Annotated in this window: 19 protein-coding genes and 1 pseudogene; 12 read left to right on the top strand and 8 right to left on the bottom strand. The window is 59.1% G+C overall.

Annotation, left to right across the window (positions count from 1 at the left end; all coding sequences use genetic code 11):
- Nucleotides 1-206 precede the first annotated feature (206 nt).
- Nucleotides 207-887 carry a histidine phosphatase family protein gene (locus tag ACTJKS_RS06925; protein WP_108182689.1) on the bottom strand — a complete coding sequence of 227 codons (681 nt, stop codon included), beginning with the start codon at nt 885-887 and terminating at the stop codon, nt 207-209.
- A gap of 314 nt (nt 888-1,201) precedes the next feature.
- On the opposite strand from ACTJKS_RS06925, the gene ACTJKS_RS06920 reads away from it, so the two are divergent.
- The gene (locus tag ACTJKS_RS06920) at nt 1,202-2,509 is read left to right on the top strand and encodes a sensor histidine kinase (RefSeq protein WP_041063827.1); all 1,308 of its coding nucleotides are present in this window, start codon (nt 1,202-1,204) and stop codon (nt 2,507-2,509) included.
- On the opposite strand, the gene ACTJKS_RS06915 is transcribed toward ACTJKS_RS06920, so the two are convergent.
- The 5 genes from ACTJKS_RS06915 to ACTJKS_RS06895 form a co-directional block, all read right to left on the bottom strand.
- The gene (locus ACTJKS_RS06915) at nt 2,470-3,018 is read right to left on the bottom strand and encodes a PqiC family protein (RefSeq protein ID WP_108182690.1); all 549 of its coding nucleotides are present in this window, start codon (nt 3,016-3,018) and stop codon (nt 2,470-2,472) included. The genes ACTJKS_RS06920 and ACTJKS_RS06915 overlap by 40 nt on opposite strands.
- Before the next feature lie 16 nt (nt 3,019-3,034).
- Nucleotides 3,035-4,690, bottom strand: a complete 1,656-nt coding sequence (locus ACTJKS_RS06910) for a PqiB family protein (RefSeq protein ID WP_086791206.1) — start codon at nt 4,688-4,690, stop codon at nt 3,035-3,037.
- Nucleotides 4,691-4,881: 191 nt separating this feature from the next.
- A complete protein-coding gene (locus ACTJKS_RS06905) occupies nt 4,882-6,183 on the bottom strand; it encodes an NAD(P)/FAD-dependent oxidoreductase (RefSeq protein WP_108182691.1) in 1,302 nt (433 codons plus the stop codon).
- Complete coding sequence (locus tag ACTJKS_RS06900) at nt 6,180-7,268, bottom strand: polyamine ABC transporter substrate-binding protein (RefSeq protein WP_041063835.1); 1,089 nt, start codon at nt 7,266-7,268, stop codon at nt 6,180-6,182. Before ACTJKS_RS06900 ends, ACTJKS_RS06905 begins: the two co-directional genes overlap by 4 nt.
- A 150-nt stretch (nt 7,269-7,418) precedes the next feature.
- Complete coding sequence (locus tag ACTJKS_RS06895) at nt 7,419-8,777, bottom strand: glutamine synthetase family protein (protein WP_108182693.1); 1,359 nt, start codon at nt 8,775-8,777, stop codon at nt 7,419-7,421.
- A gap of 161 nt (nt 8,778-8,938) precedes the next feature.
- Between ACTJKS_RS06895 and ACTJKS_RS06890 the strand changes: the two genes are divergently transcribed.
- The 3 genes and pseudogenes from ACTJKS_RS06890 to ACTJKS_RS06880 all read left to right on the top strand — a co-directional run bounded on the left by ACTJKS_RS06890 (nt 8,939) and on the right by ACTJKS_RS06880 (nt 11,445).
- The gene (locus ACTJKS_RS06890; RefSeq protein WP_041063839.1) at nt 8,939-9,835 is read left to right on the top strand and encodes a helix-turn-helix domain-containing protein; all 897 of its coding nucleotides are present in this window, start codon (nt 8,939-8,941) and stop codon (nt 9,833-9,835) included.
- A gap of 143 nt (nt 9,836-9,978) precedes the next feature.
- Nucleotides 9,979-10,494, top strand: a pseudogene (locus ACTJKS_RS06885) (cupin domain-containing protein).
- Nucleotides 10,495-10,785: 291 nt separating this feature from the next.
- The gene (locus ACTJKS_RS06880; RefSeq protein ID WP_041063919.1) at nt 10,786-11,445 is read left to right on the top strand and encodes a carbonic anhydrase; all 660 of its coding nucleotides are present in this window, start codon (nt 10,786-10,788) and stop codon (nt 11,443-11,445) included.
- 72 nt (nt 11,446-11,517) lie between these two features.
- Here the strand turns inward: ACTJKS_RS06880 and ACTJKS_RS06875 are convergent, their stop codons facing one another.
- Both ACTJKS_RS06875 and ACTJKS_RS06870 read right to left on the bottom strand, forming a co-directional pair.
- Nucleotides 11,518-12,231 (bottom strand): SDR family NAD(P)-dependent oxidoreductase, encoded by a 714-nt coding sequence (locus tag ACTJKS_RS06875; protein WP_095669183.1) that lies wholly within the window; start codon nt 12,229-12,231, stop codon nt 11,518-11,520.
- A gap of 46 nt (nt 12,232-12,277) precedes the next feature.
- On the bottom strand, nt 12,278-12,490 hold the full coding sequence (locus ACTJKS_RS06870) for a tautomerase family protein (protein ID WP_108182706.1): 213 nt from the start codon (nt 12,488-12,490) through the stop codon (nt 12,278-12,280).
- 201 nt (nt 12,491-12,691) lie between these two features.
- Between ACTJKS_RS06870 and ACTJKS_RS06865 the strand changes: the two genes are divergently transcribed.
- From ACTJKS_RS06865 to ACTJKS_RS06830, 8 genes are all read left to right on the top strand, one after another.
- Nucleotides 12,692-13,615, top strand: a complete 924-nt coding sequence (locus ACTJKS_RS06865; protein ID WP_047294685.1) for a LysR family transcriptional regulator — start codon at nt 12,692-12,694, stop codon at nt 13,613-13,615.
- Between the two features lie 85 nt (nt 13,616-13,700).
- Nucleotides 13,701-14,810: an ArsO family NAD(P)H-dependent flavin-containing monooxygenase gene (locus ACTJKS_RS06860; protein ID WP_262947790.1), complete on the top strand. Its 1,110-nt coding sequence runs from the start codon at nt 13,701-13,703 to the stop codon at nt 14,808-14,810.
- 41 nt (nt 14,811-14,851) lie between these two features.
- Nucleotides 14,852-15,286, top strand: a complete 435-nt coding sequence (locus tag ACTJKS_RS06855) for a YeeE/YedE family protein (protein ID WP_108182708.1) — start codon at nt 14,852-14,854, stop codon at nt 15,284-15,286.
- A 2-nt stretch (nt 15,287-15,288) separates the two neighbouring features.
- On the top strand, nt 15,289-15,708 hold the full coding sequence (locus ACTJKS_RS06850; RefSeq protein ID WP_086791216.1) for a DUF6691 family protein: 420 nt from the start codon (nt 15,289-15,291) through the stop codon (nt 15,706-15,708).
- Nucleotides 15,709-15,837: 129 nt separating this feature from the next.
- Nucleotides 15,838-17,028 (top strand): cation:proton antiporter, encoded by a 1,191-nt coding sequence (locus ACTJKS_RS06845; protein ID WP_198758081.1) that lies wholly within the window; start codon nt 15,838-15,840, stop codon nt 17,026-17,028.
- Between the two features lie 223 nt (nt 17,029-17,251).
- On the top strand, nt 17,252-18,337 hold the full coding sequence (locus tag ACTJKS_RS06840; protein ID WP_317453240.1) for an efflux RND transporter periplasmic adaptor subunit: 1,086 nt from the start codon (nt 17,252-17,254) through the stop codon (nt 18,335-18,337).
- Entirely contained in the window at nt 18,334-21,543 is a 3,210-nt protein-coding gene (locus ACTJKS_RS06835) for an efflux RND transporter permease subunit (RefSeq protein WP_262947792.1), read from the top strand. The genes ACTJKS_RS06840 and ACTJKS_RS06835 overlap by 4 nt, the downstream gene beginning before the upstream one ends.
- The gene (locus ACTJKS_RS06830) at nt 21,544-22,971 is read left to right on the top strand and encodes an efflux transporter outer membrane subunit (protein ID WP_222019324.1); all 1,428 of its coding nucleotides are present in this window, start codon (nt 21,544-21,546) and stop codon (nt 22,969-22,971) included. It begins immediately after the preceding gene.
- The last annotated feature ends 56 nt before the right edge of the window (nt 22,972-23,027 follow it).

Raw genomic sequence — 23,027 nt, 5'->3', positions numbered from 1 at the left:
CAGAGGCGAGCACGCCCGAAGGGCGTGTCCTGTATTCAGAGAACGGGTCTGCTTCCAGCGTTAAGTTCTCCTCGAAAAGACAAGCTTTAAAATGAAATATTTCCAGTTTTTCAAAGTGAAAAAAATTTCTTATTACAATTTCATAAGCACCAATAGCCTGTGCCAGAGCATTGCCCGAGTGTTTTTTACTTGATCAAGTCGGAAGATTACTTGGCTAATCGTTGCCAGCCTTCAGGGTTCATGATGCCGATTACTTCAAGTTTGCCTTGCGCATCTATTCGAGCTAAAACCGTGCTGCCATATTCGGCGGCGACCGCGCGTGGGTAACCGGTTTGCCGTTCGAAATCGGCGATGCAGCCGCTGTGGGTCACCAGGATCATGTTCTGTCCTGCGGTCTTGTGCGCCACCACCTCATTGCGCATCGTCGGGCCACAGGTTTCCAGCCATTCCGCGGCCACTGCGTCGCGACCGAACATGTAGTGAGCCGTTTGTGCGGTGCGCGTCAGCGGACTGGTGAACACCTGAGTCTGCTGCATTCCCAGTTGCGTAAAGGCCCGGCCCACGGAGGCTGCAGAGACACTGCCCAGCTGAGTGATACCGTCGGCCGGCCCCAGGCAAACATTGCTCGAACGGTCACAACGTTCGGCATGGCGGACCAGCGCGACGACCTCGCCAGCCTGCCAGGCTTTGATCCACTCCTGGGTGGCAGATGCGCTGACATAGCGCAGGTTGGCCGGTGAACGCTGCAGCCAGACAAAGCCACAAATCAGACTGATCACCAGCACGCCGACTGCGATGGCTGCCCAGGCACGCGGACGCGAGAGGTACGACCTCTTGGGTGCTGATTGTACTTGTGCTAATTCAACCACGACGTTGCCCCTTGTCATTCCCGAGTTCCATTCAGTTCACACGCAAAGTGCAACGTAAGCTCCAGGAGGTTAGTTACTTTACGGCGGTTTGCTTGAATGGCTGCTGAACACTACGTTCAGAGTCGTGGCGGAGCAGTGAAGAACATGTGAAAAATTTGCGAGGCAAGAGCAGGTATTAACGGAAAAGCCTATTTGATAACTAAACTCAAATAAGCGTTTTGTTTTTTTAACTACTTAACAAGAGCGCCGGGCAAGGCGAAGCTGCGAGCTTTGGGCAACGGCGTCGCGCGGGCCCTTGCCGCCTCACCTCAGCACTGGAGTCGTTGAACCGGATGGACCTCAAGCAAAGCCTCGCCAATCGGATTGTGATTGTGTTCGCCTTGATGAGCGCGGTGGTGGCCGGTGTCTTCGCAATGGGCATTGTGGCTACCGTGCATGTCGTGGAGCACAAGTTGACCATGACCGCCCTCAGCGGTGGCTTGCGCCGGTTGTTGGCGATGGACGACATCAACCAGTGGCGCCACGAGCCGGAAAAGAGCGAACTGTTTTTTTTCGAGAACGGCCCCGGGCCCATGGCGCTGACGCCGCAACTGGCGGAACTGCCCGTGGGGTTTCAAGAGATCACGTTCAACGGTGATGACTTCTACGCGATGGTCGAGGCGGTCGGCGGTCGCAAATATGTGCTGTTGCGCAATCAGGAAAGCTTCGAACAACGCGAGCACCTGCTGTTCGTGGTGGTGATAGTCGGGTTCATCCTCAGCGTCATGCTGGCGGTCGCGCTCGGCAGGCTGCTGGCGCGGCAAGTCATGGCGCCAGTGATTCGCCTGGCGGGGCAGGTGCGTCATCGTGACCAGTTGATCGCACTGGCACCGGCGCTGCATCCGGATTACGCCGATGACGAGGTTGGGGCGCTGGCGCTGTCTTTCGACCAGACACTCGGCCGGTTACGCGAAACCCTGAACCGGGAAAAGCTTTTCACCAGTGACGTGAGCCATGAACTGCGCACACCGCTGATGATTCTGGCCAGTTCCTGCGAGCTGTTGCTGGCCAACCCCTCGCTGGATTCGCGCTCCACCCAACAAGTCAAACGCATCGCCCGGGCCAGCGCAGAAATGCGCCAGCTGGTTGAGACCTTCTTGATGCTGGCGCGCAAGCCGGAGGAGCTCGGCACCGAATCCACTTGCACACTCAAATCTATCGCCGACGCCCAGGTAGAAATCTGGGGGCGATTGATTGGCGAAAAGGGTCTGGAGTTTATCTACGAGCCGCAACTGGCGGGCAGCGCGCGTTATGACCTGACGTTCTTGCAGTCGGTCATGGGCAATCTGCTGCGCAATGCCTGGCATTACACCGATCAGGGCTTTGTTCGGTTGACCCTGCTCAACGACAGCTTTGTGGTCGAGGACAGCGGCATCGGTATTCCGGAAGAAAAACGTCACGCGATGTTCCAGCCGTTCGTGCGCGGTGACGAACAGCGCGGTGAAGGCCTTGGGCTGGGGTTGTCGCTGGTGCAGCGGATCTGCAGCCATCAACGCTGGCAGGTTCAGTTGGTCACTCGCGAGCCTAATGGCTGCCGTTTCACGGTCACGCTGTCGGCGGCTCAGGAGGCTGACGGGCAGCGAGCGTTGCCCGCTGCCTGATTGATCAGGGCTGCCAGGCGTTTGACGTTGTTCTGTTGCGCGGCCACCAGTTCGTCGATGCTCGGGCCGGAGGGTGTTTGCAAGGTTGAATGGCAGCTCAGCAGAGCGTTGTCCGCCGCACCGCTCGGGCGCAGGCGCCATTTGACGTCGATCAGCCCATAGTGTCCGGGGATCGAGTCGAAACGCTGCACATCGATACGCACCGAAACATTGCCGCGACTGCCGGTATTGCTCAGTTGATCGCTCAAGGCACTGCGCAACTCATCCGCCAGACTCGCTCCCCACCACTGGGTTTCCAGAATCGCCAGGCCATTGTTGCCCTGACGGATGACGATCTGCGGGCGGTCGACTTGCGGCGGCACGCTGATCCCCTCAATGGGAATCTGCGCGCCGGCCCGGGACGCCGACAGCTCCACCGGCGTCAGGGTGTGAAAATTGATCGGCTCGCTGCGGCAGGCGCCAAGGAGCATGAACGCAGCGAGCACGGTGATCTTCAGCGGTACAGCCATGGGATAGCTCCTGGGCTCAATTGCGTGGCGGTCCTTTCAGATCCAGCGGCGCTGCGTTGTCGGGACGACCGCGAATCAGCGATTCCGGATGGCGACCGAGATAGTCCGACAGCTCACGCAGCGAACGCGACATGCGCCCGAGTTCGTCGAGGGTCTCGGTGAGTTTCTCGCGCTGCGGTGAATCCTCGGCCAGGGTCGAACTGGCGGACTGCAAGGTCTTGCTGACGTCGGCCAGTGTGGTCTGCACGCCCGGCAGGGTTTTCGCATTGAACTGTTGCAGGCCTTTGCGCAGCTCGACGAGGTTGCTGTCGAGGTTGCCGGCAATCCGCTCGACCGGCAGTTTGTTGAGCTTGTCGACCACCGCTTCGAGTTTTTCCTGCAATTGTTCGAGGCTGCCGGGCACGGTGGGCAAGGCGACCGGTCGGGCCGTTGCGTCGAATGCAACTTTCTCGGCTTTCGGGAAGAAATCCAGCGCGATATACAACTGCCCGGTCAGCAGGTTGCCGCTGCGGGCCTGAGCGCGCAGACCGTTGTCGACGAAGGTGCCGAGAAGACGAATACCGGCCGCTTCGTCGTTGGGATCGTGCTTGAATTCGGTCAGCATCTTTTTGTAAGCCTGGCCGAGGCGCTGCGGATAAATCACGATCCCGACGTTAAGCGGGAAGGTACGTTTTTTCGCGTCGAAGTCGAGGTTGATTCCGACGACCCGGCCAATCTCCATGCCGAGAAACTCAACGGGCGCATCGACCTTGAGCCCGCGCAACGACTGCTCGAAACGCAACACCATGTATTGCGCCTTGCCGTTGGGCGGGGCGAGGGCGGTCTGCTGATCGGCGAACAGTTCGAAATCCTTGTCTTCGCTGGCGGCCACATCGTTGGGGCTGTAATCCGGCGCGCGGAAGGCAATGCCGCCAACCAGCATGGTGGACAGCGATTCGGTCTTCACCGCGAAGCCATTGGCGCCGACATTGATGTCGATGCCGCTGGCATTCCAGAAGCGCGTGTTTTCGGTGACGAACGCGTCGTTCGGTGCGTGAATGAACACTTCGATGTCCACGCCTTTGCCCTCGGGATTGAGGGTGTAGGTCACGACCTGGCCCACCGGAATCTTGCGGTAGTAAACCGGGGAACCGATATCCAGCGAGCCGAGATCCGAGGCGTGCAGCATGAAGCGCTTGCCCGGTTCGCCGTAAGTGATCGGCGGCGGATTCTCCAGCCCCTTGAAATGCTTGGCGCGGTTGTTGGCCTGACCGATGTCGGCGCCGATATAGTCGCCGGAAAGCAAGGTATCGATGCCCGAAACGCCGCCGGCACCGATGCGTGGGCGCACAACCCAGAACTCCGAGTCTTCGCGGGTGAAGGTTTCGGCCTGTTTGGCCAGTTTGATTGTGGCGTCGACGCTCTTCTGATCGCCGCTCAATTCGACATCCGTCACCTGACCGATCACCACACTGCGGTATTTGACCTCGGTCTTGTTGGCAACCAGGCCGCTGCCAGTCTTGAAGTTGACGACGATGGTCGGGCCTTCCTGCAGCAGGTTGTGCACCACCAGCGATATGCCGACCAGCACCGCGACGACCGGGACGATCCACACCAGGGAGATGCTGAAACGCCGGGTCTTGATCGGCGCGTGGCCCGGTGCTCGTGGTTCATCGGCGGCTGACGACTTCATCCATGTCCTCCTCGGTTTTGTGGATGCTGAGCGTCAGGAACGCAAAAGCACTTCATCAATATAGAAGTGCTTGGCGATAGAGCAAATTCACGGGCTGATGCGGATTTGTGCAGGCGCTGCCGCAGGCTGCGATCTCTTGATTTTAAAGATCAAAAGATCGCAGCCCTCGGCAGCTTCTACAGGGGCGAGCGTTAGCCGAGGATTTCGCGCAGGCGATACCAGAACATGCCCAGTGCCAGCAGCGGTGAGCGCAAGGCCGGGCCGCCGGGGAAGGTCATGTGCGGTACCGCGCTGAACACGTCCATGCCCTGACTGTGGCCGGCGTGAATGGCCTCGCCCAGCAGCCTGGCGCACCAATGCGTGACATTCAGACCGTGACCGGAATAACCCTGAGCGTAGAACACGTTCGGCTGTTGCTTGAGCCGCCCGACCTGCGGAAAGCGGTTGGCGGTAATGCCAATCTTGCCGCCCCATTGATAGTCGATGCGCACGTCCGCCAGTTGCGGGAAGACCTTGAGCATTTTCGGGCGCATGTAGGCGGCAATGTCCGCCGGATCGCGACCGGAATAGTGACAGGCGCCGCCAAACAGCAGGCGTCGGTCCGCCGAGAGCCGGTAATAGTCGAGGCCGACTTTCTGGTCGCACAACGCGAGGTTGTGCGGGATCAATTGCGCGGCACGTTCCTCGGACAGCGGCTCGGTGGCGATGATGTAACTGCCGGCGGGCAGGACCTTGCCGCTGAGTTGCTGCTCGAGTTCATCCAGATGCGCGTTGCAACCCAGCACCAGACTGCCGGCGCGGACGCTGCCGGTGGCGCAGCGCACTTCAACCGTTTCGCCGTGGATGATCTGCTGCACCGGGCTCTGCTCGAAAATGCGTACACCTAGGGACGCCGCCAGACGCGCTTCGCCCTGCACCAGATCCAGCGGGTGCAGATGGCCGGAGCCCATGTCGATCAGACCGCCAGCATACACATTGGCGTTGACCACTTGCTGACGGATTTGCTCGGGGCCGACCAGTCGGGTCTGATGGCGGTAGCCGAGTTCGTCGAGGCTGACCTGTTCGTCCTTGAACGTCGCGAACTGCGCCGGAGTGTTGGCCAGTTCGCAGAAGCCCCAACGCAGGTCACACTCGATGGCATGCTCGGTGATGCGCTGGCGCACCAGTTCCACGGAGTCGATACCGGCGCGTTGCAGATAACGCACGCCGTCGTTGCCGACGTAACGGGCAAAGCCTTCGACCTCGTGACCGATGCCACGAATCAACTGGCCGCCGTTGCGTCCGCTGGCGCCCCAGCCGATGCGCCGGGCTTCGATCAACACCACCGACAGCCCGCGCTGCGCCAGTTCAATCGCGGTGTTGACCCCGGTGAAGCCGCCGCCGATCACGCAGACATCGGCGGTGAGGTCACCGTCGAGTGCCGGCCAGGGCGTACTGGCCCGGGCCGAAGCCGCGTAATAGGAGCGGGCGTGTTCTTGCGTGTACTGATTCATTTGTTCGACTTCACTTTGCTCCAGGACCGGGTCATCAGACGCATGATCGACTGGGGCGGGGTAGAGGAGATGTAGAGCTTGTCCAGCACTGCCTGGGACGGGTACACCTCGGGATTGTTCACCAGCGCCTGGTCCATGTACTGCTTGGCGGCCGGGTTCGGGTTGGCGTAACCGACCGAAGCGCTGACCTTGGCAATCACTTGCGGATCAAGCAGGTAATTGATGAAGGCGTGGGCCTCCTTGGTGTTGCTGGCGTCGGCCGGGATCGCAAGCAGATCGAACCACAGGTTGGCGCCTTCTTTTGGAATCGCATAGGCGATGTTCACCCCATTCTTGGCTTCCTTGGCGCGGTTGGCCGCCTGGAACACGTCGCCGGAGTAACCGAAGGCTACGCAGATGTCGCCATTGGCCAGATCGGAAACGTATTTCGAGGAATGGAAGTAAGTGATGTACGGGCGGATGCTCAGCAGTTTGGCTTCGGCTTTTTTGTAGTCTTCCGGGTTCTCGCTGCGTGGGTCCATGCCCATGTAGTTGAGGATCGCCGGGAACACTTCGTCCGCCGAGTCCATCATCGACACGCCACATTGGGTGAGCTTCTTCAGGTTCTCCGGCTCGAACAGCACGGCCCAGGAATCGATGTGATCGATGCCAAGCACTGCCTTGACCTTGTCGACGTTGTAGCCGATGCCGTTGGTGCCCCACAGGTACGGTACCGAGTGCTGGTTGCCCGGGTCGTTCTTTTCGAGCAATTCGAGCAATTTCGGGTCGAGATTTTTCCAGTTCGGTAACTGCTCGCGATCCAGTTTGAGGAACGCGCCGGCTTTTACCTGACGGGCGAGAAAGTGGTTGGATGGCACCACCACGTCGTACCCAGTACGGCCGGCGAGCAGCTTGCCTTCCAGGGTTTCGTTGGAGTCGAAAACGTCGTAGATCACCTTGATCCCGGTCTTGGCCTGGAAGTCGGCGAGGGTGGTTTCACCGATGTAGTCGGTCCAGTTGTAGACGCTGACCTGGGGCTGGGCCAGGGCTGCGGTGCTGCACAACAGCGCCAGTGCGGCGGGAACCATGGATTTCAATAGACGCATATCGACACCTCTTGGAGTTATTGGAGTTTTTCGGGTGAGCACGGCCCCTTGTGGGAGCTGGCTTGCCAGCGATAGCGGTGGGTCAGTCGATAATGATGTCGACTGTGCCGACNCTGGCAAGCCAGCTCCCACAGGGTTTGTGGGTGTTGCTCAGACGCTCAGTAGCAGGAACTCGCGCTCCCAGGAGCTGATTACGCGCTTGAAGTTTTCATGCTCGGCGCGTTTGACCGCGACGTAGCCGCGCACAAACTTGTTGCCAAGGTATTGGGCAACGGTGTCGCACTCTTCCATTTGCGTCAGCGCGTCTTCGATGGTGATCGGCAGGCGCAGGTTGCGGCGTTCGTAGGCGCGGCCTTCGACGGCGGCACTCGGTTCGATGCCTTCGACCATGCCGATGTAGCCACACAGCAGGCTCGCGGCAATCGCCAGATACGGGTTGGCGTCGGCGCCCGGCAAACGGTTTTCCACGCGCATGGCTTCCGGCCCGGAGGTTGGTACACGCAAACCGACAGTGCGGTTTTCTTCGCCCCACTCGACGTTGACCGGTGCCGAGGTGTCCGGCAGGAAGCGGCGGAACGAGTTCACGTTGGGCGCAAACATCGGCAGTACTTTAGGAATGTACTTTTGCAGGCCGCCGATGTGATGGCGGAACAGATCGCTCATCTTGCCGTCGGCATCAGCGAAAATCGGCTTGCCCGTGGCGATTTCCACCACGCTCTGGTGCAGGTGCATGGCACTGCCGGGTTCGTCGCCAATCGGTTTGGCCATGAACGTCGCGGTGACGTTGTGCTTGAGCGCCGCTTCGCGCAGGGTGCGTTTGAACACGGTGATCTGATCGGCCAGATCCAGGGCATCGCCGTGACGGAAGTTGATTTCCATCTGCGCCGGGCCGTCTTCGTGGATCAGCGTGTCCAGATCCAGACCTTGCAGCTCGCACCAGTCGTAGACGTCTTCGAACAATGGATCGAACTCGTTGGCGGCGTCGATGGAGAATGACTGCCGACCGCTTTCGGCACGGCCCGAACGCCCCAGTGGTGCCTTGAGTGGCAGGTCCGGATCTTCGCAGCGCTGGGTCAGGTAGAACTCCATTTCCGGTGCAACGATCGGCTTCCAGCCCTTGTCGGTGTACAGCTGCAGGACTTTTTTCAGCACGTTGCGCGGCGACAGTTCGATTGGATTGCCGAATTTGTCGAAGGTGTCGTGGATGACGATGGCGGTCGGCTCGATGGCCCATGGAATCACATACACGGCGTCGCTCACCGGTTTGCAGACCATGTCGATGTCGGCCGGGTCGAGCAGGTCGTAATAGATGTCGTCGTCGACAAAATCCCCGGTTACCGTTTGCAGCAGCACACTTTCCGGCAGGCGCATGCCTCGCTCATGCAGGAACTTGTTGGTCGGTGCGATCTTGCCGCGGGCAATGCCGGTCAGGTCGCTGACCACACATTCAACTTCGGTAATCTTGTGATCTTTCAGCCATGTGAACAGCTGATCGAAAGGGGCATTCATAAAGACCTCGTTATTGGTTTTATAGACGCCGGGGAGGGCGGGTTTCATCTTCCGCCCCTTCCCCTGTGGCGCGTTGACGACTATCTTGGGCGTGCCTTGCCGTTCCATCTATCCACTTTAAGCAGCACCAAAGCGCACCAAAAGAGTGCGCAAGGTCTCCCATGACAACGTGTAATCCGCTTCAGGTTCAGGCGTTCAATACCGCTGATGTCACCGAACAAATCCGCGCCACACCGGGTTGGGTCCAGCATTACCAGCAGATGTCGCCTGGGCATTTCGCCGGGCAGATCCGCTATCTGGATCTGGAAGGTGTGCAGGTCTACGAAGAACAGATGAACACCCGCGTCGAGCAGGCATTCAGTGCGCCATCGGGTGCCTTGGCGTTCTGTTTTGATCGCAGTGACAACGCGCTTTACCTGCTTAACGAAGACAGCCGCAACATCTGGATCACCCCGGAGAACTACCAGGAAATCGCCGTGGTGTTCGGCCCGCAATTCGTCCGGGAACACGGTCTGGATGTGGCGAAACTCGAGGGACTGTTCATGGCGCCGCTTAACTGCGGGCAGAACGCCTTGTTCAGTCGCTGGTTAAGCTCAACGCTCACGAAGTTGTCGCAAGCTGTTGATCCGTTTGATAAAAACTCATTGACTCAGCAGCTGCTCGAAGACTGTCTGTTCATTCTCGACAACGCTCACACCCGTCTTGATCGAGGCGGTTTGCAGCGTCGTACTGAAGAGCGGACGATCATGAAGCGAGTAGGGGAATGGGCAGCGGATTCGCCGGAAGAGACTGTCAATCTGCTTGAGCTTTCGAAGGTGGCAGGGGTGCCGTTGCGTCAATTACAGCAGGCGTTCAAGGCTTACACCGGTATGACCCCGAGCCACTGGCTGCGCCTGCGCCGGCTTAACAGTGCACACCGCGAATTGCTCAATCGCCGGCCCACGGAAACCACCGTGGCCGAAGTGGCGATGAACTGGTCGTTTTGGCATCTGGGGCGGTTTTCCAACAGTTATCGGGCGCTGTTCAAAGAGCTGCCGAGCGAGACGCTGAAGCGCTAGCGATTGTCCCTGACGTGGGCATGCGTTACATCGTTGAATTGGAGGCAATTGTCTTCGATATTCGTCGAAATACTGTTAACTCCACTAAATAGCCGTTTAGTAGAGCTATCAGCCTATCTGCCTTTCAATCAATGGAGCAGGCCATGAATCGAGGGAAAACAAAGAGCGTGGACGTGATTGCTGCACTGGATCTGCAGCCTCATGTTGAAGGCGGCTATTTTCGCAGGACTTTTCAAGCAGATCATCGCGCCATGCTGCAAACCACCCGTGGCCCACGTTATCTGGTGACTTCGATCTATTAATTGCTGACGGAAGATTCGCAGGTGGGCCAGTTTCATTTCAACCAATCGGACATCCTGCATTTCTACCATTTGGGCGATCCCATCGAGTACAGCATGATCGCAGGTGACGGTTCGCTTCAAACATTGGTAATGGGTAGCGATATTCTGGCGGGACAGCTTTTGCAAATGCACGTGCCTGGTGGCATCTGGAAAGCATCGCGACTGCTTGAGGGTGAACACGGGTTTGGTTTGATCAGTGAAACCGTGTCGCCGGGATTTGATTTCGCGGACATGGAGATGGGTGACAGACGCAGACTGACTGCGCAATTTCCACAGCATCGGATGTTGATAGAAAAGCTGACGCGGGATGCTGATTGATGCTCACAAACTTCAGGCCAGACCGAGGTTTTGGAAAACACGGTTCAGGTGAGCCTCTGGATTGAATGTGGCGTGCAACCGGGCTGATTCGGAAACATCTTGTTACGTGTAATGTATATTATGTTAAACAACGTATTACGTTACGTCCCTCCTGCACCAATGCCTGTAGATTGCAGGCATCAAGTCAAGTACAGCTAACCCGCGCAACGTTTGCGATAATACCCGCCACCGCGGCGCGATAGCACACTGAGTGCTTGTGCCCACATCTGTTAATCGGGTTTGGAGAACTTCATGCGTGACATCATTGACGGCTTTCTGCGCTTTCAGCGCGAGGTTTATCCTCAGCGTGTCGAGCTGTTCAAGCAGCTCGCGACGGCACAAAATCCCAAGGCGCTGTTTGTCACCTGCTCGGACAGTCGTGTTGTGCCGGAACTCCTTACGCAGCGTGAACCGGGCGAACTGTTCGTGATTCGTAACGCCGGCAATATTGTGCCGTCTTACGGCCCCGAGCCCGGCGGCGTTTCGGCCACCGTCGAATATGCGGTCGCGGTGCTGGGCGTCCAGGACATCGTGATCTGCGGCCATTCGGACTGCGGCGCGATGGGCGCGATTTCTCGCTGCACTTGTCTGGACCACCTGCCAGCGGTTGCTAACTGGCTCCGTCACGCGGACGCCGCGAAAGCGATTAACGCGGCGCATGAGTTCGATACGCCCGGCGCCAAGCTCGATGGCCTTGTGCGTGAAAACGTGATCGCGCAACTGGCGAATCTGCGTACGCATCCATCAGTGGCCCTCGCGCTCGAGCAAGGGCGGCTGAATCTGCACGGCTGGGTGTATGACATCGAAGCCGGATGCATCGATGCACTTGATGGCGCGACACGGCAATTCGTCCCACTTGCAGATTCGCCGACCACCGTCGCGATCGCTGCGCGCAACGCCCCTCAAATGTGATGGGAGAAGCCGCCGATGGCGGCTTCTTGCTTCAGATTGCCGGTCGCCTGGTTGGCCAGACCGCCGTCTCCATCAGTGGCCGGCGCTTTGGCCACCATCAACGTGCAGGATTTCGCCCGTGACGAAGTGGGCGCTGTCCAGATACAACACCGCTGCGACGATGTCTTGCACGTCGCCCATGTGGCCGACCGGATGCAGGCGGCCCAGTGCGGCGTGGCTTTCCTCGCCATGCATTGGGGTCTTGATGATGCCCGGCGACACCGCGTTAACGCGGATGCCGCGCTTGGCGTACTCAATCGCCAGGGATTTGGTCGCGGCGTTCATCCCACCTTTAGTCAGCGACGCCAGCACCGATGGCACGCCCTCGATAGCGTGATCGACCAGCGACGTGGTGATACTGACCACATGACCGCCCTCGCCTTGCTTCTCCATCTGGGCAATCGCCTGCTGCGACATATGGAAGAAGCTGCCCATGTTGGTGGCCACGGTATTTACATACTCTTCGCGGGTATAGGCCGTGAACGGCTTGGCGAGGAAGATCCCGGCGTTGTTCACCAATGTGTCGATGCGGCCAAAACGCGCTACGCCTTCGCGGATGATTTTCTCGGACGTCGCCGGATCGGCAATGTCACCGGCGACGGTCAGGATGTCCGGATCCGATGACGGCTGGATGGAGCGTGAAGTCGCCACCACTTGATAACCGAGTTTACGAAAACCTTCGACGATGCCCGCGCCCAGACCCTGGGATGCGCCAGTGACCACAACGACTTTTTTTGAATGGCTCATGATAATGCCTCGATAGTTTAAAAAAGCGGTTTCAGGTGCCTCAGCATTACCTGGGCTCCACCAGCGACTGGCGGTACTCGGTCGTGGTTATTCCTGCGTAGCCCCAGTTATCGGTATCGACTTCCTCGATCACGATGTGCGTCAGGTGCGGGTCTTTGTTGAGCACCGTCTGCATGGTCTGGGTGATCTCGGCGATCACCTGTGCTTTTTGGTCTTTGGTAACGCCGTCGCGGGTGATACGAACGTTGATGAAAGGCACGGGAAAGTCTCCAGTTCGCGTCTCATCGGCATGATGAGACGGCAAGTGGAATGAACTCTATAAGCTGGCCTTGAATGAATAAATGCGGGCTCGGTTACTTCATTTATGACGCTGTGTAATGAATAAAAGCCGCGGCACTCGCCACTGCGTCATCGACATCGGTATGCTTTGGGCACTTCGCGAATACTCGGTGTGATGAATATGAAGCGTCATTTTGATGACCTGCAGCTAGGAAGCATCGAGCTATTTTGCCTGGCCTCGGAAACGGGCAGTTTTACGGCAGCCGCGCAGGTAGCCGGTGTGACGCCTGCTGCAGTAAGCCGCTCGATTTTGCGTCTAGAGGAGCGTTTGGGATCACGTCTCTTCGTCAGAACCACACGCAGCATCCGGATGACTGAACCCGGCCGGGTGTTCTATGAACAATGCCGACAGGCCCTGACGCAACTGGTGGAAGCACAGCAAGAAGTCATGGGCGCTCAATCGACGCCTTCAGGGCGACTGCGCATCAGTCTTCCGACCACCTATGGGCATCACCGGATCCTGCCGCTTCTGCCGAAGTTTCGGGCGCTTTATCCAGACGTCAGCGTGGATATCCATTTGGGTAACCGAAATATCGACTTTGTGGCGGAAGGCTACGATCTGGCGATTCGGGTCCGGGCTCAACCGGACTCGACCCTGATCGCCCGCTTGCTGGAGGACGCACAACTGGTCGTGGTCGCGACACCTGAATACCTGACCAAGGCCGGCACGCCAACGACACTGGATGACCTTGTCACTCACGAGTGCATTCAATTTGAACTGCCCAGCAGCGGCCGTCGCATCTCATGGCTGTTCGAGGTCGATGGCAAACATCGGGAGATCTTCACAGAGGGCCGCTATTGCTGCTCGGACGATGTGCTGGGCGGCGTCACTCTGGCCAAACACAGCGCTGGCCTGTTCCAGACTTATCGATTCATTGTCGAGAACGAATTGGCCGATGGGCGCCTCGTCGAGGTACTCCAGCCCTACAATGGGCGCTCCCGGCCTTACACCCTGCTCTACCCTCATGGCCGCTACGTTCCTCAGCGGGTCCGGGCTTTTGTCGATTTCCTGCTGCAGCACCGAACCGATTGGGCGGCGATCTAGATACAGCCATTTGAGGATCATCAACAAACGCCCGATTCGGATGCGCTAATCTGGCCTGACTTGCGCTGCCTCAAGGACTCTCCCAATGCCTGCCAACTGTACCGAAGTGGATGTCGCGATTATTGGCGGCGGTCAGTCCGCACTCGCCGTGGCTTATTTCCTGCGTCGCACCGGGCGCTCGTTTGTGATCATTGATGCCGAAGCCGCACCAGGTGGTGCGTGGCGGCATGGCTGGGACTCCCTGCGATTGTTTTCACCTTCGACCTGGAGCTCCATCGCCGGCTGGATGATGCCGCCGGTCACCGACGGCTATCCCAGTCGTGACAACGTGATCGATTACCTGCGCCAGTATGAGCAACGCTATCAGTTTCCTGTAGAACGGCCTTATTGGGTCAATGCTGTTGAGCGCCAGGGCGATCGACTTCAGGTCAAAGCCCAGGGCCGTTGCTGGCTGGCCCGCGCAGTGGTCAGTGCGACCGGCACCTGGCGTCATCCTTACCTGCCACATTACCCCGGCAGTGAAACCTTTACCGGCCAGCATTTGCATTCGGCCCATTACGTCAATGCGAAGCCTTTTGCGGGGAAAAAAGTCCTGGTGGTGGGCGGTGGCAACTCCGGTGCACAGATCCTCGCTGAAGTCTCAAAAGTGGCCGACGCCACCTGGGTTACTCCGCAGCCGCCAGAATTTCTCGCCGATGAGGTCGATGGCCGCGTGCTGTTCGAGCGCGCCACCGAACGCTGGAAAGCCCAGCTCGCCGGGACCGTCATTGAACAACCGGTCGGAGGCCTGGGCGATATCGTGATGGTCCCGCCAGTCGTCGAGGCTCGGGAGCGTGGCGTGCTCCATGCGGTTCGGCCGTTCCTGCGTTTCACCGAAACCGGGGTGACGTGGGCCGATGGCTCGCAAACGCCGGTCGACGTAGTGATCTGGTGCACCGGCTTCCGCCCTGCCCTCGGTTATCTGGCATCACTGGGGGTGTGTACCGCCGATGGACGTGTGATCGTTGAAGGTACACGTTCGATCAAGGAGCCGCGCTTATGGCTGGTGGGGTATGGCGACTGGACAGGTGCCGCTTCCGCGACACTGATCGGCATCACCCGAACGGCGCGAAGTACCGTTGAGGAGATCGAGCGGTTTTTAATGACGCAAAACACGCCGGCTAGCGAATCAACAGCTCCACGGCACGCGCGGTGATGTATGGCTTTTAATCAGCACTTCTGTGCAGGAGCTACAAAATGAGCATTGATTGGCTGAACTTTACGCCTTGGACTGCCTTGGGCGGAGGGGCCTTGATAGGCCTGGCGGTCGGGGTATTCGTGCTCGCCAATGGTCGCATCGCCGGCATCAGTGGCTTGATTGGCAGCGTGATGCAATTTGGCAGTGAAGGCTGGAGCGAGAAGGCACTGTTTCTTCTTGGCTTGATGCTCGCGCCACTGTTGTGGGGAGTGTTTGCCGTACTGCCGCAGATCGAGATCAAGGCAGAATGGCCGACGCTGATCATTGCGGGATTGTTCGTCGGCGTGGGCACCCGTTACGGCTCTGGCTGCACAAGTGGTCATGGGGTTTGCGGGATCTCTCGACTGTCCGCCCGATCCGTCACGGCAACGATGTGCTTTATGCTCGCCGGTTTTGCAACGGTGTACGTCATTCGTCATGTCGTGGGGGCTTGAAAATGATCAAGCTGAGCGCTTTTTTCGCAGGACTGATCTTCGGCCTTGGGCTGCTCCTGGCAGGCATGGCGAACCCCGCCAAGGTACTGGCTTTCCTGGATGTGGCCGGGGCCTGGGATCCGTCACTTGCTCTAGTGATGGGAGGCGCCATCGCCGTGGCGGTTATCCCCCTGAATTGGGCGCGGAACAACAAGCAATCCTTGTTGGGAGCCCCTATGCAGTTACCGATGAAACGGGAGCTGGATGCCCGCCTGATTGGCGGCAGCCTGCTGTTCGGCATCGGTTGGGGGATGGCGGGAATCTGCCCTGGGCCAGCCGTTGCTATTCTGCTTACCGGGCACGGGCAGATCATCGTATTCGTGTTGGCCATGCTGGCCGGCATGTACCTGTTCTCTCTATTGGAACGTCGACGCAGGAGCTGAGACGCAGGAGCTGATCAGGTAGTCGATTGGGGAATCCTCACATCCATTGATTTTTATCAGAAGACGCTACGAGCAATGAATTAAACCTGCCTTATCCCTTCTATCTAAACCCGGACAGGCAGGTGACCGATGTATCAGAACCTGGCACTGCTTGCCGCCTTCCTTCTTGTCTATAGCCTGTTTGCCGGACGTTTCGAGTCGCGCCTGCTCAATGGGCCTCTGATGTTCATGCTCGCCGGGCTGATTCTTGGCCCGGCATTCCTGGGCCTGCTGCTGCCCCGGATCGACAAGGACGGCCTCCGGATCCTGGCCGAACTGACCTTGGCAATTGTGCTCTTCAGCGATGCCGCCAACGCTGATCTCAAGGTGCTGAAAGCCCACGAAGGATTACCGCTACGATTGTTGTTGATCGGGCTGCCGCTGACCATGCTCGGGGGTTGGCTGGTCGGCATCTGGCTGTTTCCGCAGATTCCCTCGATCGAACTGGCCATCTTGGCGACTCTTCTGGCGCCCACTGATGCCGCACTGGGCAAGGCTGTCGTGAGCAACCCGAAGGTGGCGGCATCCGTGCGTGAAGGATTGAACGTGGAGAGCGGGCTCAATGACGGCATCTGCGTGCCGGTGCTGTTGATGTTCCTGGCCCTGTTGATCGAAGAACAGACGCGGTCGCCCGTCTCGCTGGCGGTGGAGCTGGTTGCCGAGGAGCTTGGCATTGGCGCGCTCGTCGGCGTAGCCCTGACGTTGATCGCCTGGTTGTTGCAGCGTTACGCCGGGAAACGCCATTGGCAAACACCCATGTGGTCGCAGCTGACGCTACCCGGACTGGCGCTGGTTTGCTTTGCCACCGCGCAAGCATCAGGCGGTAGCGGGTTTATCGCGGCGTTCGTTGGCGGCCTGCTCGCCAGTTATCTGTTTGCTGAACAAAAGCATGATCTGCTCAAGGCCAGTGAAGAGTTCGCCAGCCTGCTTTCCGTCATTACCTGGGTGGTATTTGGCGCGCAGGTAATCCCTTGGGCCTGGAGCAGTTTCACGCTGAATATCTGGTTGTATGCAGTGCTCAGCCTCACCGTGGTTCGCGTACTGCCTGTGCTTATCAGTCTGGCAGGGACCGACTTCGACTTCGAAACCCGGCTATTCATCGGCTGGTTCGGCCCGCGCGGCCTTGCAAGTATTGTCTTCGCCGTGATGATTCTGGACTACCCTCTGCAAGTCGGTCGTACGTTGGTGGCTGTAGCGGCCTGCACCGTTTTACTGAGTGTGCTGCTCCATGGTTTGAGTGCCAACCCATGGGTCTCGCGGCTGGCAAATCGTGTTCTTTGATAATTGTCAGAAATGCCACTGAGTGCCGGTGCTAGCGTTGTGACCAACGAATGGCTAAGCGTCTGTCCGAGAAACCTTCACGGAGCAGAATATGGGCAGGAACATGAGTGTTGGCAGGCAACTCGGCCTGCCCGTCGCCATTATCGTCGGCAGCCTGAGCCTGCTCGCCGGCTGCGGCAAAGAACCCCCGACCCTCGCCCGTCAAGCGCCTGATGTCACGATCATGACGGTCACCGCACGCACTACACCGGTGACCTTCGAGTTCGTTGCGCAAACCCAAAGCTCCCGCGAAGTGGAGATCCGCGCCCGGGTTGCCGGGTTCCTGGAAAAGCGGCTGTACACCGAAGGCGACCTGGTAAAAACCGGGCAGACGCTGTTTCAGATGGACCGCAAGCCCTTTGAAGCTTCATTGCTTTCGGCCCAGGGGCAACTGGCTCAACAGCAGGCACGTTGGGAGGTGGCCAAAGCCACCCTCGCCCGCGTCCGGCCGCTGGCGGCGCAGAATGCTGTCAGCAAAATGGACCTGGACAATGCCGTCGGCGATGAGCGTCAGACCAGAGCCGCCGTGCTGGCCGCCGAAGGGTCGGTGCGAACCGAACAGCTGAACCTCAGTTACACCACCATCGCCTCCCCGCTTACCGGTCTTTCAAGCTTTGCCAAAAAGCAGGAAGGCAGTTACGTCACACCCGGCGAGTCCGGACTGCTGACCACCGTCTCGCAGATGGACCCGATCTACGTCAACTTCAGTCTTTCGGAAAACGAGACGCTCAAGTTCCGCGAAGAGATTGCTTCCGGACACCTCATATTCCCGCTGCGCAGTGAATTTGTCGTGGAAGTGGTATTGGCCGACGGCTCGGTGTTGCCTGAACAGGGGCGACTGAATTTTGCCGCGCCCTCCTACAGCCAGGACACCGGCACCTTTCTGGTCCGCGCCGTGGTCGCCAATCCCAACGGCCAATTGCGTCCCGGCCAGTTCGTGCGGGCGCGGGCCATCGGCGCTACCAGGCCGAACGCCATCGTCGTACCGCAAAAAGCCGTTCTGGAGGGGGCCAAGAGCCACTTCGTGTGGGTGATTAATGCTGCGGGCAAGCCCGAGCAACGGGTGGTCGAAGTGGGTGACTGGCACGACGATGACTGGTTCATTACCCAAGGGTTGCAGGCCGGTGAACGGATCGTGGTCGACGGTGCGATCAGAGTCACGCCCGGAGGTCCGCTGAACATCATTGCCCCTCCTGCCCCGCCAGCAAGCCAGACGCCGACAAAACCGATGGCTGCCAGCACGCAGCAAGACACCGGGCGCAGCCCATGAGTATTTCCCACTACTGCATTGATCGCCCCATTTTCGCTTCGGTGATCTCAATCATCATCACCCTGGCCGGCGCGGTGGCCATGGCCAAATTGCCGGTGGCCCAGTACCCGGATATTACCCCGCCGCAAATTACCGTTTCGGCAACCTACCCCGGCGCCGATGCCCAGGTGGTGGCCAATAATGTGGCAGCGCCGATCGAGCAACAGGTCAACGGCGCCGACAACATGATCTACATGAACTCGTCGAGCTCGGCGACGGGGAACATGACCCTCAACGTATTCTTCGAGATTGGCACCGACCCCTCCCTTGCCCAGGTCGATGTGCAAAACCGCGTTAATCTGGCCTTGCCGCAACTGCCCTCCGCCGTCCAGAGCCAAGGCATTCAGGTACAGAAAAAATCTTCCGCGTTCATGATGGTGCTTGCCGTGTATTCCGCCGGCGAGCGCTATGACAGCACCTACGTCGCCAACTACGCGAACCTCTACATTCTGGATGCAATCAAGCGCATTCCGGGGGCCAACCAGGCGAGCATTTTCGGCACGCCGGACTACGCCATGCGGATCTGGCTCAAACCCGATCGCATGGCGCAACTGGGCATCACCGCCGCTGACGTACAGACAGCGGTCGCCAACCAGAATCAGCAATTCGCCGTCGGCCGTGTCGGGCAATCGCCGACCGGCCAGGCCGTGGAGCAATCGTTCGCGGTGACCACCAAGGGCCGCCTGACGGAGCCTGCGGAATTCGAGAACATCATCTTGCGCGCCAGCAACGACGGCGCGGCCATCGTCCGCCTGAAGGATGTAGGGCGCGCCGAACTCGGGCAGAAGGACTATTCGCTGCGCAGCACCTATCAGGGACGTCCCGCCACGCTGATTGCGGTGTATCAGCAACCGGGGGCAAACGCCCTCGATGTCTCGGCAGCGGTGACGTCGACCCTGGCACAAATGAAAACGACATTTCCCGAAGGGATCGAATACAAGATCGTGATGGACACTACCGCGTTTACCCGCGCGTCGATTTCCGAGGTGATTCACACCTTTTTCGAAGCGTTGGTGCTGGTGGTCGTGGTGGTGTTCATTTTTCTGCAGAGTCTGCGCGCCACGCTGATCCCGGTACTCGCCGTACCGGTGTCGATTGTCGGCACCTTTATCGGCATGTCTGCCTTGGGATTTTCGGTGAACATGCTCACGCTGTTCGGCATGGTGCTGGCGATCGGCATCGTGGTCGACGACGCGATCGTGGTGATTGAAAACGTCGAACGCAATATGCACGTACACAAGATGAACCCCAAGGACGCGGCCAAACGCGCCATGGATGAAGTGGCCGGGCCGGTGGTCGCGATCGTGCTGGTGTTGTGTGCAGTGTTCGTCCCGGTGGCTTTCATGGGGGGCATCACCGGGCAGCTCTACAAACAGTTTGCGATCACCATTGCCATCTCCGTGGTGATCTCCGGCCTGGTGGCGTTGACGCTTTCACCGGCCTTGGCCGCCCTGCTGCTCAAACCTCACCAAGGCGAAAAAAACGCTTTTTTCCGCTGGTTCGAACGTAGCTTCGAACGCATGACCGAGGGCTATTCGCGTGCCGTGGCGTTCATGATCAAACGCTTTGTGCTGGCGTTGCTGCTGTTCGCCGGCATGATCGTTTTGATTGCGCTGATGGCGCAGCGCATTCCCAGTGCCTTTCTGCCCCCGGAGGATCAGGGGTATCTGCTGGGCGCGCTGATCATGCCCGATGCCGCCAGCCTGGATCGCACAGCTGAAGTGGGCAAGGTCGCCAGTGATTTCTTCATGCATGACGAGGCCGTCGAGGGTGTCGCAATCGTTAACGGCTACAGCCTGCTCGATGGCCAGAACAAGAACAATGCCGGTGCCTTTTTCGTCGGGTTCAAGGATTTCGAAGAGCGTTACAAGGACTCGCAAACCATCAAGGAACAGAGTGCTCCAGCGCTCATCCAGAAAGCGGCCCGGGCCTTTTCCACAGTGCAGGGCGGGATCATTTTGCCGGTGAACCCGCCATCCATACCGGGTCTGGGCACCACGGGCGGCATGGAGGTGTGGGTTCAAAGCAAGGGCGACGCCAGCGTCGGGCAACTGGCCGAGACGGTCGGCATGCTTGTCGCAAAGGCCAGGCAGCGTCCGGAACTCGGCGCCATTACCTCGACCTTCAATGTGTTTTCCCGGCAATTGCTGGTCGATGTCGACCGCGAAAAGGCCGAGACGCTGGGAGTGCCGGTGGAAGACGTGTACAGCACCATGCAAACCATGTTCGGTTCTCTGTATGTGTCTCAATTCAACAAGTTCAGCCGTCTGTGGCAGGTGATTCTGCAGGCTGAACCGAGCTACCGACTCAAGGCTGATGACTTGCAGCAGATTTATGTGCGCAGCAAGAACCTGGGGATGGTGCCGCTAAAAGCGCTGCTGACCACCCGCTACGTCACCGGCCCCGACCTGCTGACGCGCTTCAACAACTTCCCGGCCGTCAAGCTCACCGCCAACGCCGCGCCCGGCTACAGCTCCGGTCAGGCACTCAAGGCGCTGGAAGAGATCAGCGCTGAAATCATGACCAATGACTATGCCTTGGCCCTGAGTGGCGAGGCCTTCGAGGAGAAAAAAAGCGGGGGCGCTTCCTCTCAGGTGTTCATCTTCGGCCTGGTCATGGTGTTCCTGATCCTGGCCGCGCAGTACGAAAAATGGTCCCTGCCCGTCGGGGTATTGCTGGCGGTGCCCTTTGCGTTGTTCGGTGCCCTGCTCGCGGTACTGATTCGCGGGTTGAGTAACGATGTTTACTTCCAGATCGGCTTGACCATGCTGGTCGCCCTGGCCGCGAAGAATGCGATCCTGATTTTCGAATTTGCGGTACTGAACCGGGAAAGCGGCATGTCTGCCTACGATGCGGCAATGACCGCCGCCAGGGAGCGGCTGCGGCCTATCGTGATGACGTCCCTGGCGTTCATTCTGGGGTGTGTCCCATTGGCCATTGCCGTCGGCGCATCGGAAAACAGCCGACACTCGATCGGCACAGGTGTCATCGGCGGGATGTTGGCGGCAACAGTCATCGCCATTTTCTTCATCCCGCTGTTCTACTACCTGGTTGAACGCTTGACCGAGAAAAAAGGCGCGCCGCAACAGACCACCCCGCCGCCTTCGCTCACATCGCCCGGAGAGATCCCCGGTGGCGCTCCCCTGCACAGACATGAGGGGGAATGAATGCGCACATGCCATTTGTCGTGGTTGATTTGTCTGGGGCTCAGCGGCTGCATGCTCGGCCCGGATTACCAGCGCCCGGCCACCGACACCCCGCCGGCCTATCGCTACGCAGAGCAAGAGGCCAACGACCTGTCCAACGCGTTGTGGTGGGAACAGTTCAACGATCCGGTGCTCAATGACTTGATCCGCAGCGCGCTGGCGCAGAACAAAGACATCAAGATCGCCGCCGCCCGGGTCGAGGAGTTTCAGGGCCGTTACGGTGTGGCGCGTTCGCAGCTTTTTCCGCAAATCGGCGCCGCCGCGCAAGGCAGTCGCTCCCGGGCGCCACGCGACAATGGCCCGGTACCGCTGGATTCCAGCGTCGACCCGATTTATCAGAATTATCAGGCCACCCTGAGTGTGAGCTGGGAGCTTGACGTCTGGGGACGCTTGCGGCGACTCAATGAATCGGCACGGGCTGACTTGCTGGCCTCGGAAGAAGGTCGGCGGACGGTGATACTCAGCCTGGTCTCGTCGGTGGCATCGAGTTACATCGCGCTGCGCGATCTTGACCGCCAACTGGAAATCGCCCGCACCACGGCCAAGGCCCGTGGCGACTCCTACGAAATCTTCAAGCTGCGTTTCGGTGCCGGGACCATTTCTGAAATGGAATTGGCGCAAAACCTTTCGGAATTCCAGCGCACCCAGGCATCCGTTGCGCAATTCGAGTCACTGGTGGCGCAACAGGAAAACAATCTGGCGGTGCTGCTTGGGCGCAATCCAGGGCCGATCATCAGAGGCCGTGAGCTGACACAACTGTCGCTGCCATTGGTGCCCGCCGGGTTGCCTTCGGACTTGCTTGAGCGCCGCCCCGATCTGCGGCAAGCCGAGTTGAATCTGGTTTCCGCCAACGCCCGAATCGGTGCGGCCAAGGCACTGTATTTCCCGACGATATCCCTGACCGGATTGTTGGGCTCGGTCAGTAACCAACTGTCCAACCTGTTCACCGGGCCGGCCGCCACCTGGTCTTACGGAGTCGCCGCCAGCATGCCGCTCTTCACCGCTGGCGGGATCGCCGGCCAGGTGCAACAGGCCGAGGCCGTTCAAAAACAAACCTTGCTGGCTTACCAACAGTCGATCCAGTCAGCCTTCAGGGATGTTGAAAACGCCTTGGTTGCCGCGAGCAAATCCCGCGAGCAAATGACTTCTCAAGGCAATCAGGTCGAAGCGTTGCGCACCTACACCCGGTTTGCCCGGCTGCGCTACGACAACGGCTATACCAGCTACATAGAAGTGCTGGATGCCGAGCGCAGTCTGTTCGATGCCGAGCTGACCTACACCCGGACCCGGGGTTCGGTGTTCACCGCCATGATCGATGTTTACAAGGCAACGGGCGGAGGCTGGATAAGCAAGGCAGACACGTTGACCTCAACCGTCGGCGAACATTGACCATGACCACGCTGCAGTGCGTTCAAGGGCTGGGCGCTGATGTACTTCGCCGATCG

Source organism: Pseudomonas sp. 22189 (genome assembly GCF_052045635.1).
Taxonomy (GTDB): domain Bacteria; phylum Pseudomonadota; class Gammaproteobacteria; order Pseudomonadales; family Pseudomonadaceae; genus Aquipseudomonas; species Aquipseudomonas parakoreensis.
The sequence above is the reverse complement of the archived record's forward strand: the minus strand, read 5'-3'. Positions and strand labels throughout refer to the sequence as shown.

Excerpts from the sequence above, each read along its gene's own strand:
- ACTJKS_RS06905 (WP_108182691.1), bottom strand. The coding sequence starts at position 6,183 with ATGAATCAGTACACGCAAGAACACGCCCGCTCCTATTACGCGGCTTCG.
- ACTJKS_RS06895 (WP_108182693.1), bottom strand. The coding sequence starts at position 8,777 with ATGAATGCCCCTTTCGATCAGCTGTTCACATGGCTGAAAGATCACAAG.
- ACTJKS_RS06875 (WP_095669183.1), bottom strand. The coding sequence starts at position 12,231 with ATGAGCCATTCAAAAAAAGTCGTTGTGGTCACTGGCGCATCCCAGGGT.
- ACTJKS_RS06925 (WP_108182689.1), bottom strand. The coding sequence starts at position 887 with ATGACAAGGGGCAACGTCGTGGTTGAATTAGCACAAGTACAATCAGCA.
- ACTJKS_RS06890 (WP_041063839.1), top strand. The coding sequence starts at position 8,939 with ATGACAACGTGTAATCCGCTTCAGGTTCAGGCGTTCAATACCGCTGAT.
- ACTJKS_RS06920 (WP_041063827.1), top strand. The coding sequence starts at position 1,202 with ATGGACCTCAAGCAAAGCCTCGCCAATCGGATTGTGATTGTGTTCGCC.
- ACTJKS_RS06865 (WP_047294685.1), top strand. The coding sequence starts at position 12,692 with ATGAAGCGTCATTTTGATGACCTGCAGCTAGGAAGCATCGAGCTATTT.
- ACTJKS_RS06840 (WP_317453240.1), top strand. The coding sequence starts at position 17,252 with ATGACGGTCACCGCACGCACTACACCGGTGACCTTCGAGTTCGTTGCG.
- ACTJKS_RS06900 (WP_041063835.1), bottom strand. The coding sequence starts at position 7,268 with ATGCGTCTATTGAAATCCATGGTTCCCGCCGCACTGGCGCTGTTGTGC.
- ACTJKS_RS06860 (WP_262947790.1), top strand. The coding sequence starts at position 13,701 with ATGCCTGCCAACTGTACCGAAGTGGATGTCGCGATTATTGGCGGCGGT.
- ACTJKS_RS06830 (WP_222019324.1), top strand. The coding sequence starts at position 21,544 with ATGCGCACATGCCATTTGTCGTGGTTGATTTGTCTGGGGCTCAGCGGC.
- ACTJKS_RS06915 (WP_108182690.1), bottom strand. The coding sequence starts at position 3,018 with ATGGCTGTACCGCTGAAGATCACCGTGCTCGCTGCGTTCATGCTCCTT.
- ACTJKS_RS06845 (WP_198758081.1), top strand. The coding sequence starts at position 15,838 with ATGTATCAGAACCTGGCACTGCTTGCCGCCTTCCTTCTTGTCTATAGC.
- ACTJKS_RS06855 (WP_108182708.1), top strand. The coding sequence starts at position 14,852 with ATGAGCATTGATTGGCTGAACTTTACGCCTTGGACTGCCTTGGGCGGA.
- ACTJKS_RS06835 (WP_262947792.1), top strand. The coding sequence starts at position 18,334 with ATGAGTATTTCCCACTACTGCATTGATCGCCCCATTTTCGCTTCGGTG.
- ACTJKS_RS06910 (WP_086791206.1), bottom strand. The coding sequence starts at position 4,690 with ATGAAGTCGTCAGCCGCCGATGAACCACGAGCACCGGGCCACGCGCCG.
- ACTJKS_RS06880 (WP_041063919.1), top strand. The coding sequence starts at position 10,786 with ATGCGTGACATCATTGACGGCTTTCTGCGCTTTCAGCGCGAGGTTTAT.
- ACTJKS_RS06850 (WP_086791216.1), top strand. The coding sequence starts at position 15,289 with ATGATCAAGCTGAGCGCTTTTTTCGCAGGACTGATCTTCGGCCTTGGG.